At 49.6% G+C, this 18,775-nt stretch carries 14 protein-coding genes, 1 riboswitch and 1 other annotated feature; of the genes, 13 read left to right on the forward strand and 1 reads right to left on the reverse strand.

Annotated features, from left to right (window positions below):
* The first annotated feature begins 47 nt into the window (after positions 1-47).
* The 4 genes from hemC to hemL all read left to right on the forward strand — a co-directional run bounded on the left by hemC (position 48) and on the right by hemL (position 4,160).
* A complete protein-coding gene (gene hemC, locus BM058_RS10915; RefSeq protein WP_090927081.1) occupies positions 48-983 on the forward strand; it encodes a hydroxymethylbilane synthase in 936 nt (311 codons plus the stop codon).
* Positions 980-1,753, forward strand: a complete 774-nt coding sequence (locus BM058_RS10920; protein ID WP_090927082.1) for a uroporphyrinogen-III synthase — start codon at positions 980-982, stop codon at positions 1,751-1,753. The genes hemC and BM058_RS10920 overlap by 4 nt, the downstream gene beginning before the upstream one ends.
* Entirely contained in the window at positions 1,753-2,733 is a 981-nt protein-coding gene (hemB, locus tag BM058_RS10925) for a porphobilinogen synthase (protein WP_090927083.1), read from the forward strand. Before BM058_RS10920 ends, hemB begins: the two co-directional genes overlap by 1 nt.
* A 107-nt stretch (positions 2,734-2,840) precedes the next feature.
* Complete coding sequence (hemL, locus tag BM058_RS10930; protein WP_407690178.1) at positions 2,841-4,160, forward strand: glutamate-1-semialdehyde 2,1-aminomutase; 1,320 nt, start codon at positions 2,841-2,843, stop codon at positions 4,158-4,160.
* 20 nt (positions 4,161-4,180) lie between these two features.
* Here hemL and BM058_RS10935 read toward each other — a convergent pair whose 3' ends face one another.
* Positions 4,181-5,491: an MFS transporter gene (locus BM058_RS10935; RefSeq protein ID WP_090927084.1), complete on the reverse strand. Its 1,311-nt coding sequence runs from the start codon at positions 5,489-5,491 to the stop codon at positions 4,181-4,183.
* A 230-nt stretch (positions 5,492-5,721) separates the two neighbouring features.
* On the opposite strand from BM058_RS10935, the gene spoVID reads away from it, so the two are divergent.
* The 9 genes from spoVID to BM058_RS10985 all read left to right on the forward strand — a co-directional run bounded on the left by spoVID (position 5,722) and on the right by BM058_RS10985 (position 18,427).
* Positions 5,722-6,726: a stage VI sporulation protein D gene (gene spoVID, locus BM058_RS10940; protein WP_090927085.1), complete on the forward strand. Its 1,005-nt coding sequence runs from the start codon at positions 5,722-5,724 to the stop codon at positions 6,724-6,726.
* 427 nt (positions 6,727-7,153) lie between these two features.
* Positions 7,154-7,374, forward strand: a binding site (T-box leader).
* Positions 7,375-7,429: 55 nt separating this feature from the next.
* On the forward strand, positions 7,430-10,072 hold the full coding sequence (locus BM058_RS10950; protein WP_090927087.1) for a valine--tRNA ligase: 2,643 nt from the start codon (positions 7,430-7,432) through the stop codon (positions 10,070-10,072).
* A 27-nt stretch (positions 10,073-10,099) separates the two neighbouring features.
* A complete protein-coding gene (locus tag BM058_RS10955; RefSeq protein WP_090927088.1) occupies positions 10,100-11,395 on the forward strand; it encodes a bifunctional folylpolyglutamate synthase/dihydrofolate synthase in 1,296 nt (431 codons plus the stop codon).
* Between the two features lie 194 nt (positions 11,396-11,589).
* Complete coding sequence (locus BM058_RS10960) at positions 11,590-12,276, forward strand: hypothetical protein (protein ID WP_090927089.1); 687 nt, start codon at positions 11,590-11,592, stop codon at positions 12,274-12,276.
* Positions 12,273-13,697, forward strand: a complete 1,425-nt coding sequence (locus BM058_RS10965) for a VanW family protein (RefSeq protein ID WP_090927090.1) — start codon at positions 12,273-12,275, stop codon at positions 13,695-13,697. Before BM058_RS10960 ends, BM058_RS10965 begins: the two co-directional genes overlap by 4 nt.
* A 15-nt stretch (positions 13,698-13,712) precedes the next feature.
* Complete coding sequence (locus BM058_RS10970) at positions 13,713-15,368, forward strand: GspE/PulE family protein (protein WP_090927091.1); 1,656 nt, start codon at positions 13,713-13,715, stop codon at positions 15,366-15,368.
* A 15-nt stretch (positions 15,369-15,383) separates the two neighbouring features.
* Positions 15,384-16,430 carry a type IV pilus twitching motility protein PilT gene (locus BM058_RS10975; protein ID WP_090927092.1) on the forward strand — a complete coding sequence of 349 codons (1,047 nt, stop codon included), beginning with the start codon at positions 15,384-15,386 and terminating at the stop codon, positions 16,428-16,430.
* A gap of 63 nt (positions 16,431-16,493) precedes the next feature.
* Positions 16,494-17,702, forward strand: a complete 1,209-nt coding sequence (locus BM058_RS10980; RefSeq protein ID WP_090927093.1) for a type II secretion system F family protein — start codon at positions 16,494-16,496, stop codon at positions 17,700-17,702.
* A 53-nt stretch (positions 17,703-17,755) separates the two neighbouring features.
* Positions 17,756-17,839: riboswitch (cyclic di-GMP riboswitch) on the forward strand.
* 114 nt (positions 17,840-17,953) lie between these two features.
* Positions 17,954-18,427 carry a prepilin-type N-terminal cleavage/methylation domain-containing protein gene (locus BM058_RS10985; protein ID WP_090927133.1) on the forward strand — a complete coding sequence of 158 codons (474 nt, stop codon included), beginning with the start codon at positions 17,954-17,956 and terminating at the stop codon, positions 18,425-18,427.
* Positions 18,428-18,775: the final 348 nt, after the last annotated feature.

An 18,775-nucleotide genomic window follows, 5' to 3' on the forward strand; every position in this document is an offset into this window, starting at 1 on the left:
AAAAGATATTCGTCCCGGCAGCTGGTTTTAATGGATGGAGGTATATGATGCGTACGATTGTACTTGGAACGAGAAAAAGCAATCTGGCCATGAAACAGACCGAATGGGTCATTGATGAATTGAATCAACGCGGTCTTCCCTATCATTTTGATACAAAGAAGATCGTAACAAAAGGGGATAAAATACTTGATGTAACACTTTCTAAAGTGGGAGGTAAAGGGCTTTTCATCAAGGAAATTGAAGAAGCTCTCACCAATAAAGAGATTGATATAGCCGTCCACAGCATGAAAGATCTTCCCGGTGAAGTGGAAGAAGGTTTTACCCTGGGAGCTATTACAAACAGAGTCGATCCGCGGGATGTGTTGATTTCAGCAGACAATGTGCTTCTGGATGATCTGCCTGCCGGAGCTGTAGTTGGAACGAGCAGCCTCCGTCGTTCTTCACAGATACTGGCAAGACGGCCGGATATAGAAGTGCAGTGGATCCGCGGCAATATAGAGACCCGCCTCCGCAAACTGAGGGAAGAAGATTTTGATGCCATCGTTTTGGCTGCGGCCGGCCTTACCCGTATGGGATGGGATGAAAAAATTGTAACAGAATATCTGGATCCTGATATTTGTCTTCCCGCGGTGGGACAAGGTGCCCTTGGGTTGGAATGCAGGGAAGATGACAAAGAAGTTCTTGATGTGCTGGCGGAACTGAATGATGAGATTATCTCAAGACGTGTAACGGCCGAACGTGCATTTTTGCAGACCGTCGAGGGCGGATGCCAGGTACCAATAGGCGGCTACGCCATGCTTGAATCGAATGGAGATATCAGTCTCACGGCCATGATTGGGTCTCCGGACGGGGAAACAATACTTAAAACTTCCCGGAGAGGGTCTGAACCGGAAACGGTTGGGAAACTGGCTGCGGAGGAACTGCTGCAGCAGGGAGGTAAAGAAATTCTCGACAAAGTGAAAAGTGAGCTGGATCAAACATGACACAGGCCCTTGCCGGCAGAAGTGTTTTAGTAACGAGGCCTCCCGGTCAGAGTGATGTGATGAAGCGTTTGATTGAAGCAGAGGGAGGTACCGCTCTTGTTCTGCCGATGATTGAAACAATCCGTACAGAAGACTGGGATGTTTTGAAAAAACGTGCCGCGCAGAAAACGTGGGACTGGGTTATTTTCACAAGCGCCAACGCCGCCGCTTACTTTTCGGAACTGCTGTCGGAAGCTGCCATTACCGTTGCGAAAACATGCCGGACGGCAGCTGTAGGGCAGAAAACAGCGGAATCCCTGCGTAGAAGAGGATGGCCTGATCCTGTCCTTCCGGAGGTTAATGACGGAGACGGCCTGGCCGAAACGCTGCGCAGCCAAGTGAAACCGGGAGATACGGTTCTTTTTCCAAAAAGTGCACGAGCCCGCTCTGTTATTGTAGATATGCTTCAGGAAGCAGGGGCGGATGTGTATGAGCTCCCGCTTTACACAAGCGTTCCTGCGTTTAAAAACCAGGACAAGCTGGTGTCATGGGTATACGAGGGACGGATGGATTATGTAACATTTACAAGTCCTTCGGCCGTTAAAGCCTTTGTTCATTTTCTGAGAAACGTTCCGGAGAAAGACTGGAAACAACTGGACACGGTAAGCATTGGATCGATCACGGATAAAGAAGCAGCAAGGCAGGGCTTTGTCTCCCGTAGAACGGCGGATCCATCCACGGTCGAGGGCGTTGTACGAACATTAACAGTGTTTAAAAGGAGGATGACGTGATGAATGAGCTGACATTTCACCGGCACCGCCGGCTGCGGCGCACCCCGGGCATACGGAAAATGGTACGGGAAACGGTACTGCAGAAAGAAGATCTCATTTTTCCTATTTTTGTACTCGAAGGCCGCGATATAAAGAACGAAGTACCTTCGATGCCGGGGGTGTACCAGGTGTCTCTGGACCATCTCGGAGAGGAGATGGACCGGTTGGAGTCTTCCGGTGTTCCTGCCGTCATTGTGTTTGGCATTCCGGAGCACAAAGATGAGAACGGCACCCAGGCGTATGCCGAGGGAGGCATCGTGCAAAAAGCAATCCGGCAGATCAAACAAAATCATCCGGAGCTTACGGTTATTGCCGATACCTGTCTCTGCCAGTACACGGACCACGGACACTGTGGTATTATTGAACAGGGTACGATCGTAAACGATACGTCACTGGATCTGCTCACCAGGACCGCTGTAAGCCAGGCGGACGCAGGTGCTGACATTATTGCCCCGTCCAACATGATGGACGGCTTCACAGCAGCTATACGCCGCGGCCTGGATGAAGCGGGTCACACAAACATTCCGGTCATGTCCTATTCTGTCAAATTCGCTTCTGCATTTTACGGTCCATTCCGGGATGCAGCGCACAGTTCTCCTTCTTTTGGCGACCGGAAAACGTATCAGATGGATCCGCCGAACCGGCTGGAAGCTCTGCGGGAAGCAGCATCAGATGTAGAGGAAGGGGCGGATTTTCTCATTGTGAAACCGGCGCTTTCCTACCTTGACGTTGTGCATGAAGTGAAAAAGGAAACAGCTAAACCGGTTGTGGCATATAACGTATCCGGCGAATATGCCATGATAAAAGCTGCTGCTGCCAATGGCTGGATTGATGAAAAAGAAGTTGTCATGGAAAAACTGATGAGCATGAAAAGAGCCGGTGCTGATCTCATTGTCACCTACTTTGCGATAGACGCCGCGGCCTGGATAGATCAGGAATAATATCAAAAATCACAGGGAGCTGTCTTTCATCGCAGCTCCTTTTTTATAACGAACAAAGAAGAAGACAGGACAGGCCTTTGGTTTATTTGATAAGCTGGAAGGGGAAGATGAAAAGACATAGTAAAGGAGTGTTTGAAGTGAAAACGTTTGATAAGTCCCAGGCGGCGTTTGATGAAGCAGAACCGCTTATGCCGGGCGGGGTAAGCAGCCCGGTTCGTACGTATAACTCCGTCGGTCATCCGCCTGTTTATATTGAAGAAGGAAAAGGCTCCAAAGTATGGGACCTTGATGGTAATGAATTTATTGATTATGTTCTATCCTGGGGGCCGTTGATCCGCGGCCATGCTGATGATCATGTGGTCGAACAGTTGAAAAAAGCTACCGAAAAAGGCACCAGCTTCGGCACCTCTCATCAAATGGAAACAAAACTGGCTGAACTCATTATTGACCGGGTCCCTTCGATTGATGTCGTGCGGATGGTAAACTCCGGCACGGAAGCGACCATGAGTGCGCTCCGCCTTGCCCGCGGTTTTACAGGACGTGATAAAATCGTCAAAATGGAAGGTTGTTACCACGGTCACGGGGATTCCCTTCTTATTAAGGCAGGATCCGGTGTGGCAACGCTCGGCCTTCCGGACAGCCCAGGCGTACCATCTGGTACTGCTTCCAACACGCTGACAGTACCTTATAACGATCTGGAAAGTTTAAAACTCGCGTTTGAGAAATACGGAGAAGAGATTGCCGCCGTAATTATGGAGCCGGTCACTGGAAACATGGGTGTTGTCCTCCCTGAAGAAGGATTTCTGCAGGGTGTCCGCGATATTACGAATGAAAACGGAAGCCTCCTTATTTTTGATGAAGTGATGACCGGCTTTCGTGTCGGTTATAACAGTGCGCAGGGTGAGTTCGGCGTCACACCGGATTTGACCTGTCTCGGAAAAACAATCGGCGGTGGACTTCCGGTCGGTGCTTACGGTGGACGTCAAGATATTATGGCAAAAATCGCCCCGGACGGTTCGATTTATCAGGCCGGCACGTTGTCGGGCAATCCTCTTGCCATGACAGCGGGCTATGAGACACTCAGCCAGCTTACTCCGGCAGACTATGAGCGGTTCCGCAAGCTCGGAGACCAGCTCGCTGATGGACTGGAAGCAGCCGCCTCCAAGCACGGGATACCGCATCATGTAAACCGCGCCGGTGCCATGACGACGCTTTTCTTCACAGAAGAAAAAGTAACAGACTTTGCTTCCGCAAAAACATCAGATCTTCATATGTTCGCCGCTTATTTCCGGGAAATGATGCAGCAGGGCATATCTCTGCCGCCTTCGCAGTTTGAAGGAATCTTTTTATCCACGTCTCACAGCGAAGAAGACATTGAGAAAACGATTGATGCCGCAGAAAAGACGTTTTCTAAAATAAAGGCATAAAAAAAGAGCAGTACCGGGGATTACATCTCCGGGCTGCTCTTTTTTTGTGGAGGCGGGGAAGCAAAGGCGAGTACTGCGGCTGTGACAGGAAGAATGGTCATCATCCAGAGAATCTCGTTGTACTGTCCGAAATAGTCAAAAGCCATGCCGAAAGGAAGCGGGCCCAGTGCTGATCCTATGACAACAGCGGTTGTTGCAAAGCTCTTTAGTTTGCCGATATGATTAAGACCGAAATATTCCGGCCATATCATGTTATTGCAGATTTTTGTCATACCGTCAAAAACGCCCCATAACACAATGAAAATGATAACGCTCCAAACGGTTTGAGCATATACAAGAAGGACCAGTGTTAAAGAGCTCAAAAGAAAACTGAACGAGTAAACCATATGCAGTTTTATCCGTTCAACGACAAAACCTGCCGCAAGGGTGAACAAAAACGCTGTGATCGGCATTAAACTGAGTAGAAACGCAATGATCGGCCGCTCAATACCCTTTTCTCCTAAAATGGAAAACAAGTGAATCGTAATACCTGTATTCACCAAAGAGGGAACGACTGCACAAAACAGCGCAAACCAAAACGATTTCGTACGGATGGCGGCGTCAACCGACCAGGAGGATTCGTCCCGCTCTTTCGCTGATGCAGCTGCTGCTTCCTCCATATTACCGTTTTGGCCGTCATTATCAGGAAGCAGACCGACATCTTCCGGACGGTTCCGGATGAAAATAAACGCCGCAGGAACAAAAACGATAAGAAGTATGGTTCCCCAGAACATCCATGCGAATCTCCAACCTCCCAACTCGATGAGAAAGAAATGAACAGGCGGCATGGTGGCACCGCTGGCGAGAACACCGAGGGTCATAAAACTGAATGCACGTCCCCTCTGCCTTGAAAACCACTGGGGGACCAAAGTGTTTGGCACTAATGTCATCGACCCCTGCCCGAAAAGACGAAGCATAAAAAAGCCGATAAACATCATCACCGGTCCTATGACTGCACTGTTCCAAAAGCATGCTGCCCCAAGAAGTGTTCCGACAAGAACAGTTGTATATCGCTGCCCTTTTTTATCAATCAGGCGTCCTGTCAAAAACAGCAGAAGTCCGGCGGTAAGAGTAGCCCCTGAATAAAGACTGGAAATCATCGTGCGGTTTCCTTCAAACTCTTCAATGTAAATATCCATAAATACAGAAATGGAATACGTCTGTCCCGGCCCTGAAAAGAAGGCCCCCAGAGCCGCCATAGCCACAATCAGCCAGCCGTAAAAAAACGGCGGATGAAGGGGCAGTTTATCTTTCCCGATCCCGCGCGCCGTCTGATTATCAGAAAAATTCATCTTATCCCTAATCCCCTTTTCCTTATGTCCCTGGTCACAAATGGGCGAGAATCAATCGGTAAATATACGAATACATTCTATCAATCTGCCATATGAAACACAATGCAGCGGAATTGCTGTTCATAGTTTTTGTGGACACGGCATATAGTGAAAGGGATAACGAATGAAGGTTGAAGCTTTCATGATAGAGACAACCTTGCGCATACCTGATACAAAGGAGGGCTTAACGTATGACAGAAGCACACTCTTCGGAGCTGACGTTCAGTCTGGAAGAATCGGTGTGGCTGAATCAAGGCGAAAAGATCAAGGAACTGGTGTCACTGGGGTTGGATCCGGATATTAGAATTGAAGAAAAATATGATTATGTCGACATTAAAGGCGGGCTGTACTTGAAAGGGGAATATTATCCCGAAACAGAAAATCAGGAGAACGCGGAAGAGAGAGAGCCTGCTCCTCGTTACATTGAAAGAAATAATCGGAGAGAAGATGGAATCGGCGAACTGAAGCACTTTTTCCCAGTGGATGTGACGGTGCCGTTGAACCGGATTCATCATCTTGATGATGTGTATGTAACGATTGACAGCTTTGACTATGATCTTCCGGAACCAGGCTGCATTCAATTAACAGCGGATGTAAGTATTTCGGGGGTACAGGAACGCGTGCATCAGCAAGAGACGGGGGAAGTAGAGGAACCGGCTGCTGTTGAGCCCCTCCCGGTGTGGGAAATGGAAGATGTAATCCGGCCGGAGAGTGAAGAAGAGAGAGAACAGGACAGTTATGAAGAAGACAGCAAAGAGACAGAGTTGTTGGCAGATACGCAGCAAAGGGAAGAAGAGATGGATACAGAGGAAGATACATCTGACATCGTCACGTCTTTTCATACACGTGAAACAGAAGAAGACCCTCTCACGGCACATTCAAAAAGAGACGATGACCTGCCGGAGGAGCTGGAAGCTGAAGACGACAGCGGTACGGATGAAACGGGGGAACCAGGGGACCGGGATGATAATGCCTTGTATTTAACGAAAATGATGACGAGTGGAGAAGAAGATTTCTCCCGGCTTAAGATGTGCATTATCCAGGAAAATGAATCAATCGAACAAATTGCCCAGCGGTACCAGACAACGGCGGGACACCTGCTTCGATTTAACCGGCTGAATCATGAACATGTAGAGGAAGGGCAGATACTATATATCCCCGCCCCCGTTTCCACGTCCGGACCGGACAGCAGCTGATACCGGCTTCATACACGGTCATCCGTACGTTCAGCGGGTGACCGTGCAGCAAAGGTACGCACCGGTCAGCAAAAAGAGAAGCATCACGTCAAACGTGGTCGGAAAGATCAATGTACGGATTACTTGAAAAATAATCAGAATTAACAGTATCTGCATGACAGCAAGTTTCCACTTCCACCACCATCTCCGCTTCGGCCTGTGATGGTGGTGCTTTTTTTTATGTTTTCGGGGAGGGGGACACGGCGGGCCTGGATAAGGGGGATAACCCATGACAATCCTCCTTTCTGCAGGATGGATACTTTTCTCTCCTCTTATGCATATGCAGGTCCTCTATAAATGTTGCCGTTTGAAGAAGGTTCCTCTTCATGAAGGAATGCGCCTTGACGAGAGTGTCTTTTCCCCGTAAAATATGACTATACTTACTATAGAAACTGCGAACAACAGGGAGGAGTACGGATTATTCCACCTGAAACAGAGAGAAAAACCCGAGGCTGAAAGGTTTTTTGAGGAAGGATATCCGGAAGGTCGCCCTGGAGCTGCTTTTCTGAAACGGCAGTAGGAAAAGCCGGAGCCCCCGTTATCCAGATGAAGCGCACAGCCGAAACAGCTGTGAATAAAGGTGGTACCGCGAAACTCTTCGTCCTTTGAACAGGGTGAAGGGATTTTTTTATGCCGGAAACAAAAATTACAAGGAGGAAATGTGATGACGGAACAACATACAAAGATGCCGACCAAATATGACCCGCGTGACACGGAAACGAAGTGGTATCCATATTGGACGGAGCAATCCTATTTTGAAGCAGAAGGATCGGGGAAGAAAGAGCCGTTTACCATAGTCATTCCGCCGCCGAACGTAACCGGCAGGCTTCATCTCGGCCATGCCTGGGATACAACGCTGCAGGATATTCTATCCCGTCTGAAGCGGATGCAGGGGTATGACACGCTCTGGCTGCCGGGAATGGATCATGCTGGTATTGCCACCCAGGCGAAGGTGGAAGGAAGACTGAAAGAAGAAGGTATGGACCGCCATGAACTCGGCCGCGAGCGTTTCCTGGAAAAAACGTGGGAATGGAAGGAAGAATACGCTGAGTTTATTCGGCAGCAGTGGGCGAAACTTGGTCTTTCCCTGGACTATTCCAGAGAGCGGTTTACGCTGGATGAAGGATTGTCCACAGCGGTTCGTGAAGTTTTTGTTTCCCTTTACAATAAAGGTTTGATTTACCGGGGACAGTATATTATTAACTGGGATCCGGACACCCAGACTGCCCTTTCCGACATTGAGGTTGATTACAAAGACGTACAGGGTCACTTTTACCATATGAAATATCCGCTGAAAGATGGAAGCGGTCATATTGAAGTCGCGACGACAAGACCGGAAACGATGCTTGGAGACACCGCTGTCGCCGTGCATCCGGAGGATGAGCGTTACAACCATCTCATCGGACAGACTGTTGTTCTGCCGGTCATCGGTCGTGAGATAGAGATCATCGCCGATGAGTATGTGGATATGGAGTTTGGTTCGGGTGCAGTGAAAATCACTCCGGCTCATGATCCGAACGACTTTGAAATGGGGAACCGGCATAATCTTGAACGCATTCTGGTGATGGATGAATCAGGCACGATGAATAAGAACGCGGCCCGCTATCAGGGTCTTGATCGTTTTGAATGCCGCACACAGCTCGTGAAAGATCTGCAGGAAGACGGTGTACTGTTTGAGATTGAAGCTCACGAGCATTCTGTCGGTCACTCCGAGCGCAGCGGCGCCGTGGTGGAACCGTACCTTTCCACGCAGTGGTTTGTGAAAATGAAACCACTGGCAGAACAGGCGGTGAACCTTCAGAATCAGGAGGAAAAAGTACACTTCGTCCCGGACCGGTTTGAAAAAACGTACCTGCACTGGCTTGAAAATATCCGCGATTGGTGTATTTCACGCCAGCTCTGGTGGGGCCACCGGATACCGGCTTGGTACCATAAAGAAACGAAAGAGATGCATGTCGGTCATACGGCACCGTCCAACCCGGAAGAATGGGAGCAGGACGAAGATGTCCTTGATACGTGGTTCAGCTCCGCGTTGTGGCCGTTTTCGACGATGGGCTGGCCGGACAGGGAAGACTCGGATTTTCAGCTTTTTTACCCAACCAATGTGCTTGTTACCGGTTATGATATCATCTTTTTCTGGGTCTCCCGCATGATCTTTCAAGGTTTGGAATTCACCGGGCAGCGACCATTTAAAGATGTTCTCATCCACGGACTCGTCCGTGACGCCGAAGGCCGGAAGATGAGCAAATCGCTCGGCAACGGAGTCGATCCGATGGACGTGATCGACCAATACGGTGCCGATGCACTGCGCTTCTTCCTTGCAACAGGAACGACACCGGGTAATGATCTTCGTTTTCACTGGGAAAAGATCGAAGCAAACTGGAACTTTGCCAACAAGATCTGGAACGCGTCCCGGTTTGCGCTTATGAATATGGGAAATCTCGCTTATGAAGATATGGATCTGAATGGAGACAAAACGATTGCCGACCGCTGGATTCTTACGCGTCTGGAGGAAACTATCCGTGATGTAACACGCCTCATGGACAACTATGAATTCGGTGAAGTTGGACGTCTATTATATAACTTTATATGGGATGACGTGTGCGATTGGTACATTGAGATGGCTAAACTTCCTCTGTACGGGGATGATGAGGCGGCAAGACATACAACACGCTCGGTTCTTGCTCACGTACTCGAACAGACGATGCGGCTGCTGCATCCTATCATGCCGTTCATTACAGAAGAAATCTGGCAGCATCTCCCGCACGATGGTTCATCCATCACAGTGGCAAAGTGGCCGGCAGCCGATGAATCACGGATGGATCCGGAATCGGTGGAGGACGTGGATCTGCTGAAACACGTCATTCGTTCTGTCCGCAATACGCGCGCTGAAATGAACGTCGCTCCGAGTAAGGAAATCGATCTGCAGATGAAACCGCAGAATGACGACGTACAGAAACGCCTGGAACGCGGGCGCACGTATCTTAAACGCTTCTCAAACTCCGGGCAGCTGACGATTGATCCTGCTTTGAAGGTTCCGGAAAAGTCTGTCTCCCACGTTTTAAGTGGAGCGGAGCTTTATATGCCGCTTGCCGGACTGATTGATCTCGAGGAGGAAATCGCCCGTCTGGAAAAAGAGAAGGAGAAGCTGGATAAAGAAGTCGAACGCGTCCAAAAGAAACTGGAGAACGAAGGCTTTATCCAGAAAGCCCCGGAAAATGTCGTTGCCGAAGAACGGGAAAAAGAAAAAGATTACATGGAAAAACGAGAGAAAGTAACAGCCCGGATTCAGGAATTAAAAGCATAATAGATAGAAATCGAGAGGGATGCAGTCATGCAGACGTACAAAGAAGCCCTCAGCTGGCTTTCGGAGTTGAGCGCCCACGGCATCAGGCCCGGTCTGGACCGGGTCCGAATGATGCTTGAGGGGCTCGGCAATCCGGAGCGGCGGCTGAAGAGTATCCATGTTGGAGGAACGAACGGAAAAGGGTCGACGACCGCTTTTCTGAAAGAACCTATGAAAGAAGCCGGTCTGGTATGCGGCACGTTCACTTCCCCGTATGTACATGAATTCAGGGAACGTATCGCAGTGAACGGAGAGCCTGTATCGGAGGAAGATTTTCTGAAAAGCGCCCAAGCGGTGCGGCCGGTCGTGGAAAGCGTCGCAAAAACACCCTTTGGACCACCGACGGAATTTGAAGTACTGACGGTCATCGCGGCTCATTATTTCGCTTCCTCTGCCTTTCCCGATGTGGTTGTCTGGGAAGTCGGTCTCGGCGGAAGACTGGATTCAACGAATGCCGTTCATCCTATGATCAGCATCATTACCAACGTGGGGCATGACCACCAGGCGATTCTCGGAGATACCATTGAAGAGATTGCACGGGAGAAAGCAGGAATTATCAAGTCGGGCGTACCGGTTGTGACATGTGACACGAATCCGGAAGTGACAGAGATCTTCGAGGAAGCGGCTGAAGACGCGCGGACGAGACTGTACCGACTGGACCGTGATTTTCATGTCACACATGCAGAGCCAGAGTCTTCTGGATGGACGTTCTCTTTTCAGTCCATTTTAAACCATATCCCCGATTTGAAGATTTCGATGCTCGGCCGCCATCAAACAAAAAATGCGGCAGCAGCCTTGATGGCATTTCGGTATTTGATGCTGTATTATGCCCTGCCGGTGGACGAGGACCATATACGGCGCGGACTTCAGAAAGCGTCCTGGATCGGCCGTATGGATTACCGGGAAACAACACCGCCGCTCCTTCTCGACGGCGCTCATAATAAAGAAGGAATGGAAAGTCTGGTCGAGGCACTTGAGGACCATTTTCCTGAACGTCCCATTCATCTGATTGTTGGCATGACGAAAGAGAAGGATCCGGCTGTCCTTTTGGAACCACTGAAAACACTGCCCATTCAATCAGCGGCAGTCGTTGGTTTTGACTTTTTCCGGGCCGCATCGGCGGAAGAAACAGCTGCCCAAAGCCCTATTCCTGATACAAAAGCCCTGTCTGACTGGAAAGCAGCCTGGGAAAAAATGAAGCAGACCGCTTCACCGGGGGATATTATTGTAGCTGCAGGCTCTCTGTATTTTATTTCAGAAGTGGCAGCGGAAGAGAAAAAATAGAATAGTTTCAAAAAAACTGTGTCCAGGGCGGCACAGTTTTTTTGAATATCCTTCTTTTGCATGATAGGCGGGAGAAAGAAATGGTGTCTTGGATCCATTTGTGAGGAATTTTATTCCATTGACCCGAGCGGTTGGACATGCCATGATACGAAAGAAGAACGAAATCAGCAGAAAAAAAGAAGGAGGATGGGTCTATGGTCTTTGCTGCTATGGCGGCCGCAGCGGTTATCTGTTTTATTGTGCTCGGAAAACTACCGGCATCATGGAATCGGGGAACACAGGCACAACTTGTACTTTCGGCTTTATTAACCGCCGCACTCATATATCTGTTACATCAATTATATTCGTTCCCGGCAGCCGCCGTCGTTTTTCTCGTATTTATGCTGTTATTTTCTTTTCTTATTGGAAAACAAATACAGTATGCAGAAGAAGCTGCAGTAGAAGAGGAACAGTTTCCTTTCCTGAGAGAAGAAGACCTTGTGGGAAAAAGCCTGGAACCAAAGGCGCAGGAACCGTTTGAGAGAGAAGGCCGCAGGGAAAGGACGAATACAGACCAGGCCACAAGCGCACCAGAAGAAAACAAGCAGCCATTTCCTGAACCAGGGAGTGTGGGCTCCGTTACGGAACAGGAACTGATGGAGGAAGAAGAACACTTTTTTCAACGGAGAGCTTTCATGATTGAAGAAGAACCGCAGGAAGAATCAGAAGAAGAGACAACGGATACCCCGCTTTTTGTGCAGGAGGATGTATCGGATAAGGAAGTCAGCACATCCAACAAGGTAGAAGATGGTTCCTGGTCGGATAAACGGTCACGGCTGCTTGATGAGCTTGATGAACAGACCGCAGATAACCTGGAGAAACGGGTGGAGGACCGCCGATGAAACGAAATAGATACATAGAGAAATCGATGCTTCTGTTCACCTGTTTAACAGGCGTTATTCTGTTTTTTTCCATTGGAGGGGCAGCTGCGTATGAACACGTCTGGCCGGAAGAGGATACGCTTCCCGACGAAGCAGAAGCAGGCGGCGTGGATATCGGTGGGATGAAAAGATCCGAAGCTGAAGAAACCGTGTCCGATGCATGGGAGAACTGGCAGGAGCGTTCCGGCGTGGCTCTTCAGCTTTTTGATGAAGAAGTCATAATAGAGGGAGAACGTTTCAAGGCCGAAGTGGCGGAAACGGTGGAACAGGCGTTCACGGATCAGAATGTTTTGCTTCAGGTATCATGGGCGGACGAGGGAAACGTACTGCCGGAGTTTTTGGACCGCTTTACCTATGAAAACCTGCGGGAGCGGGTCGATATGAGAGCGTTAAATGAACAGGTCACAACAATGGGGAACATCACCAGGCAAAAGAAAGCATCGCAGGATATCGGTTCTTTCTTTATCGAAGAGATGCCACTGGAAACCACAACATTCAATAATGTGACACTGACACCTGATAATTCCGGATCGGCACTGGAAGACTGGGCGGATGCGCTAAACGGTTACGAAATGGAAGGCGGCTCCGTTTTCTCCCTTTTAAACGCTCTGAAGGAAGGCGGAAGTACCGTGTATAATGCACCGGAACTTGATGCGCTGGCCTCCGGTGTATTCCAGGTACTGGCAGCGGCCAATTTTGAAATGTCGGAGCGTCACATCAATGAAGAACTGCCTTCTTATGCCGCACCCGGCGAAGACGCTCACATAGAGGTTCCGGACCGTGATCTCAAATTCTACAATCCAAATATCTACTCGTACCAGTGGAACGCTTCCTGGAATGGATCGGAGCTCTCTCTTTCTCTGAGCGGACCTGAGTTCCTTCATTCCTATGAATTAGAACAAAGAAAAGAAGAGACCCTTAATCCGCGTACGGTGGTGCGTGTGGACGAAAACCGGACAACCGGAGGGCGCCGGACGCTCCGTGAAGGAGAAAACGGATATTACGCGGAAGCGGTTCGGGTAGTAACGGATGTAGATGGGGACGTGTTACAGGAAACGCTGCTTGGCCGGGATTACTACCCTCCGGAACAGCGAATCGTGGAGGAGAGCCTCCAGACCTCTGCCGAAAACAGCAGCACTCCACCTGATATTGAACCTCCGGAAAGCAGTGAAGACACCGGCAGTGATGATCCGGTGGGAGCACCGGGAGAAAAAAACGAAGACAGTGGTGCTCCGGACCGTGCTGATTCGTCCCAGCCGGAAAATTCCGGTGAAACAGCAGAAAACGGAACCGGCGGTGAAGAGGCGCCGGATGCAGAGAGCGGAGAAGATTTTAACGAACGGATGGAACAAGACAATCAACCGATCAAAGGATATGAGTAAAAAGGGGCGGTCTGTATGGCGGAAAAGCGGAAGCGGCTGGGAGATTTACTGCTTGAAGCAGCGTTAATCACCGAAGCCGAGCTGAATGAGACACTGCAGGAAAAAAGAACAGACCAAAAGCTCGGTGATGCGCTGCTTGAGCGGAAATACATTACGGAACAGCAGCTGATTGAAACACTGGAATACCAGCTCGGCATTCCAAGAATCAGCCTTTATAATTATCCAGTGGAGGAAGACGCCGTAAAGCTTGTGTCAAAAGAATTCGCTGAAAGACACGCCGTTCTTCCTCTGAAGAGAGAAGGAAACCGTCTTCGTGCTGCGATGGCCGATCCTATGGACTATTTTGCGATGGACGAACTGCGTGTATCGACCGGTCTTCAGATTGAACCGGTGATTACTACACGCCGCGAAATCATGACAGCGGTGCATAAACATTATCATATCCAGGAATCACTCGATGCTTTTGAAGAGCAGAATGTACCGGAGGAGATTGCAGATACAGCAGAACAGGGGGAAGCCCCGGTCATTCGTATCGTCAATCAAATGATACTGTACGGCCTGCAGCAGCAGGCCAGTGATATTCATATCGATCCACAGGAAAGCAAAGTACTTGTCCGCTACAGGGTGGACGGGGTGCTGAAAACAGAACGCGCGTTTCCAAAAAACATGCAGAACGTGCTGACAGCCAGGGTGAAAATCATGGCGGATTTAAACATCACCGAATCACGACTGCCTCAGGACGGCCGTGTGAAGACGACGATTGATATGCACCCTGTGGATCTTAGGATATCACTTCTGCCCACTATATTCGGAGAAAAGATTGTCATGCGGATTATGGATATGAGCAGTTCACTAAACGATATCGAGCAGCTGGGTTTAAACAAAGTGAATTTCACCCGCTTCAAAAACATGATTGAACGGCCGGCGGGGATGGTTCTTTTAACAGGGCCGGCCGGTTCAGGAAAAACGTCCACCCTGTATGCCGCCCTTCATCACCTGAATACGGAGGGGGTGAATATCATCACGGTGGAAGATCCGGTCGAATATCAGCTCGAGGGCATCAATCAGGTGCAGGTGAACAGCGGTATTGGTCTGACTTTTGCTGCCGGACTGCGCTCCATCCTGCGGCAGGATCCAAACATCGTCATGGTCGGAGAAATCAGGGACGCAGAGACTGCAGAGATAGCCATACGCGCGTCGCTGACCGGACACCTCGTCTTTACAACACTTCATACAAACAGTGCTGTCGCTGCGGTACCGCGGTTAATCGATATGGGCGTGGAACCGTACATGGTTGCGTCCTCATTGACAGGGGTTAACGCCCAGCGTCTCGTCCGTACGATCTGTCCGGACTGCAGAGAACCGTATGAACCGAACGAAATGGAAAAAGAACTGTTCGAAAAGCGCGGGCTTTCTGCAGGACCGGTATATATAGGCAGAGGCTGTTCTTCCTGTAATCAAACAGGCTACCGCGGCCGGGCGGCGATTCACGAACTGCTGGAAATGGATGATACGATGCGGAATATGCTGATGAACTACAAAACGGCTGCCGATCTGCGTACGTATGCGATGCAGGAAGGCATGATTTTTCTGATGGACGATGGGCTGCTTAAGGTAAAAAAAGGCTGGACAACCGTAGAGGAAGTGCTGCGGGTCGCTGTGGATGAATAGAAAGGGGAATGGGAATTGGCAGCATTGGATGCGCTATTGACAGAAGCGTTCGAACAAGGAGCATCTGATATTCACCTGACAGTCGGAGTGCCTCCGATTTTCAGAATCAACGGGGAACTTCACCGCAAAGGCGAAGATTCCCTCCGTCCGGCGGACACCGAAGATATGGCCCGGTCGGTTATGCTTGATCCGGTGTGGAACAAATTCCAGAAAAAAGGCGAGGTTGATTTTTCGTACGGCATACGGGGGGTCTCCCGGTTTCGTATCAATGCCTATTTTCAGCGGTCATGCATCAGTATGGCTATCCGGATTGTGCCGACGCGGATACCCGAACTCCACGAATTGCAGCTGCCCTCTGCCTTGGAATCGATTGCGCTTAAGCCGCAGGGGCTTGTACTTGTCACCGGACCGACCGGAAGCGGAAAATCCACAACACTTGCCTCTATGATCGATTATATTAACCGGGCGGTCAAACGCCACATTATTACGCTCGAAGACCCGATTGAGTATCTGCATAAACACGGTCTGTCTTTAGTGGATCAGCGGGAGATAGGGTTTGACACGCAGAACTTTGCAAGCGGCCTGCGCTCTTGTCTCCGCCAGGATCCTGACATCATCCTTGTCGGAGAAATGAGGGATCTGGAGACCATTTCAACCGCCATCACCGCTGCGGAAACGGGGCATCTCGTTTTTGGTACACTGCACACCACAAGCGCACCGGCTACCATTGACAGGATCATTGATGTGTTTCCGTCGGATCAGCAGGACCAGGTCCGTATTCAGCTCGCGACGGTGCTATCGGCCGTTATCAGTCAGCGTCTTTTCCGTAACGGTGACGATACGGGGCGGCGGGCAGCCACGGAAATTCTAAGGAATAACGGGGCCGTTCAGAATCTGATACGAAATGAAAAAATCCATCAGCTCCAGAGTGTGATGCAGACGAGCAGAGCTGAAGGCATGCATACGATGGAAATGAGCATACAATCCCTGCTGCAGGACAATGCTGTGTCTTTTGAAGAGGCATCACCTTTTCTGCAGAATAGCGATGCGAACCGCATATAGTGTCGTATTATCGTAAAAACACAGTCTGCTCCGGGTATTTTCAAGAAGAGGCGGGAGGACATCATGCCGTATTATCACTACAAAGGACGGAATAAAAAAGGCCGGATCGTCAGTGGAAGACAAAAAGGCTCTGATGAAAAAGAAGCAAAGGAGAGGCTGCAAGCTAAGGGAATTACGGCTAAAGAATTCACAGAGCTTGAAGGGTTTCTCTACCGTGATATATCGCTTGGGAGCGGTGTATCCGCCAAAGAGTTTGTGCTGTTTCTCCGCCAGTTTTCCACGCTGCTCCAGGCCGGAATTTCCGTCGTGGAGTCAACGAATATCCTGGCACAGCAGCTCTCGGGAAAACAGTTCCGCCGGATCTTATCGGAGATGGAGAATGAACTGCGCACCGGCCGTTCGTTTTCCCATGCGGCCTCGCAGCATCCTTCGATTTTCTCTCCTCTCTTTATTAACATGATGAAAGCCGGGGAAGCCGGGGGCAATCTTGACGATATGCTCGATAAAATGGCTTCCTACTACGAGAAACGGTACGAAACCCGTCGCAAAGTGATGAACGCACTCATTTATCCGGCCGTGATCGGTACCGTAGCGGCGGCAGTGGTCCTGTTTTTACTTCTTTATATCGTACCGACGTTCGCGGAGATGTATAACTCGTTTGAAGCGGATCTGCCTTTGATCACGGTCTTTGTCCTGAGGACCGGCGAACTCGTTCAAAGCATTTGGTGGCTCTTGCCTGCCGCTGCGGCCGCCGTGTTTTTTTCATGGAACGCACTTCGGAAGAGAAACCGGACCTTTTTGTACTATTCGGACTATGCGCTGCTGAAAATCCCTGTGTTCGGCACGCTTTTGCAGAAAGCAGAAATCGCACGCATGACCCGGACGCTCGGGTCGTTGTTTCAGAGTTCGGTACCGATTATTCAATCGGTTGCGATCGTGGAGGGAACGACGGGGAATGCTGTGATCACCGCTACCCTTAAAGAAGTACGCGGCGCGCTGGAGCGGGGGGAATCGATGGCAGGCCCCCTCGAAAAGATGTGGGTTTTCCCGCCGATGGTTACCCAGATGACAGCTGTAGGCGAAAAATCAGGGTCCCTTGACGCCATGCTCGACCGTATCGCGGACTATTACGAAGCAGAAGTGGATGCCGCCGCCGACCAGATCAAATCGCTTGTCGAACCCATTATGATTCTTATACTCGCGGTTGTGGTCGGCATTATTGTCGCCTCCATCGCGATTCCGATGTTCGACATTTTCGGACAGGTTCAGTAATAGAAAAAAATTCGTGACAAAAGAGCTATCGTTCACTATAATGAAAAAGAGCATAAAGAAACGGAAGCGAAGAACGATGATCTGTATGTGGGCACTTGGATCATCCGAAGCTGTTAGTGCAACCGGCCATTTTCAGTCCGAAAAAATGTTTCGGAGCTGGTGGCCTTTTTTTATGTTATACACAGGATCGAACAGGGTATTTTGTTTTAGGTACTTATACTTATATTCAGGAGGAATGCATCGTGAACAAAATGACAAACATGCTGAAAAATCAACGCGGACTGACACTCATCGAACTGCTCGCCGTCGTCGTCATCCTCGGAATCATCGCCGCCATCGCTGTCCCAAGCATCGGAGGCATCATCGACAACACCAAAAGAGACGCCCACATTGCCAATGCGGAACAGATGGTAAGTTCCACACGTCTTGCGATGGCATCTAATGTTTCGGGTTCAGAAAATAGTAGCAACACTTACTCATTAGAACAATTAAGAAGCAACGGATTCATTGAGAATATGGACAGTCCAAGCGATGGATCGTATAGCTCATCATCGGAGGTTGAAGTAGATGATAGTAGTGATCCAACTACCTACACTGTAACCCTTGAAGCTGAAAATGGTGGTACTTTCATTGATGAAATAACAATTGAAGCTCTTAGAGGAAATGGTGAAGATGAAGGAAGAGAGACAGTAACTCTCAATCCTGAGGACCCAAGTTCAGAGTAGTAAAATAAAGATGTACATGTTTACTATGATATAAAAATAAAATCATGAAAGCAGGAGCTGTATGAAAAGATGCGGCTCCTTTTTCATGAAAGAGAACATAACTACCGGAAGCGGGCGGAAGGCTGTGACTCCAGCGGGAAGAAGCTGAGGGGGCCCGCGGCAATGAAGATACGGTGAGAGCCGGCGCGTACCCACGTTGCCCTTGTGCTCTGGATTGAAAGCATCCGCCTGCAGCGTATGCCCAGAGTATGCCGCCGAGACACTTTTGGGCTGTTCCAGGACGGTCTTCTAACGTTGAAACAATGCCGCTTTGGTGCTCTAAACCACAAAATCCAGGTGGGAAACGGG

It is taken from the genome of Salibacterium qingdaonense, assembly GCF_900114715.1.
In the GTDB taxonomy this organism is placed as follows: Bacteria; Bacillota; Bacilli; order Bacillales; family Marinococcaceae; genus Salibacterium; species Salibacterium qingdaonense.

Bases quoted from the DNA above. Each gene is read 5' to 3' on its own strand.
- hemC (WP_090927081.1), top strand. From the start codon at position 48: ATGCGTACGATTGTACTTGGAACGAGAAAAAGCAATCTGGCCATGAAA.
- BM058_RS10920 (WP_090927082.1), top strand. From the start codon at position 980: ATGACACAGGCCCTTGCCGGCAGAAGTGTTTTAGTAACGAGGCCTCCC.
- hemL (WP_407690178.1), top strand. From the start codon at position 2,841: ATGAAAAGACATAGTAAAGGAGTGTTTGAAGTGAAAACGTTTGATAAG.
- BM058_RS10955 (WP_090927088.1), top strand. From the start codon at position 10,100: ATGCAGACGTACAAAGAAGCCCTCAGCTGGCTTTCGGAGTTGAGCGCC.
- BM058_RS10965 (WP_090927090.1), top strand. From the start codon at position 12,273: ATGAAACGAAATAGATACATAGAGAAATCGATGCTTCTGTTCACCTGT.
- BM058_RS10980 (WP_090927093.1), top strand. From the start codon at position 16,494: ATGCCGTATTATCACTACAAAGGACGGAATAAAAAAGGCCGGATCGTC.
- spoVID (WP_090927085.1), top strand. From the start codon at position 5,722: ATGACAGAAGCACACTCTTCGGAGCTGACGTTCAGTCTGGAAGAATCG.
- BM058_RS10985 (WP_090927133.1), top strand. From the start codon at position 17,954: ATGACAAACATGCTGAAAAATCAACGCGGACTGACACTCATCGAACTG.
- BM058_RS10935 (WP_090927084.1), bottom strand. From the start codon at position 5,491: ATGAATTTTTCTGATAATCAGACGGCGCGCGGGATCGGGAAAGATAAA.
- hemB (WP_090927083.1), top strand. From the start codon at position 1,753: ATGAATGAGCTGACATTTCACCGGCACCGCCGGCTGCGGCGCACCCCG.
- BM058_RS10960 (WP_090927089.1), top strand. From the start codon at position 11,590: ATGGTCTTTGCTGCTATGGCGGCCGCAGCGGTTATCTGTTTTATTGTG.
- BM058_RS10950 (WP_090927087.1), top strand. From the start codon at position 7,430: ATGACGGAACAACATACAAAGATGCCGACCAAATATGACCCGCGTGAC.
- BM058_RS10970 (WP_090927091.1), top strand. From the start codon at position 13,713: ATGGCGGAAAAGCGGAAGCGGCTGGGAGATTTACTGCTTGAAGCAGCG.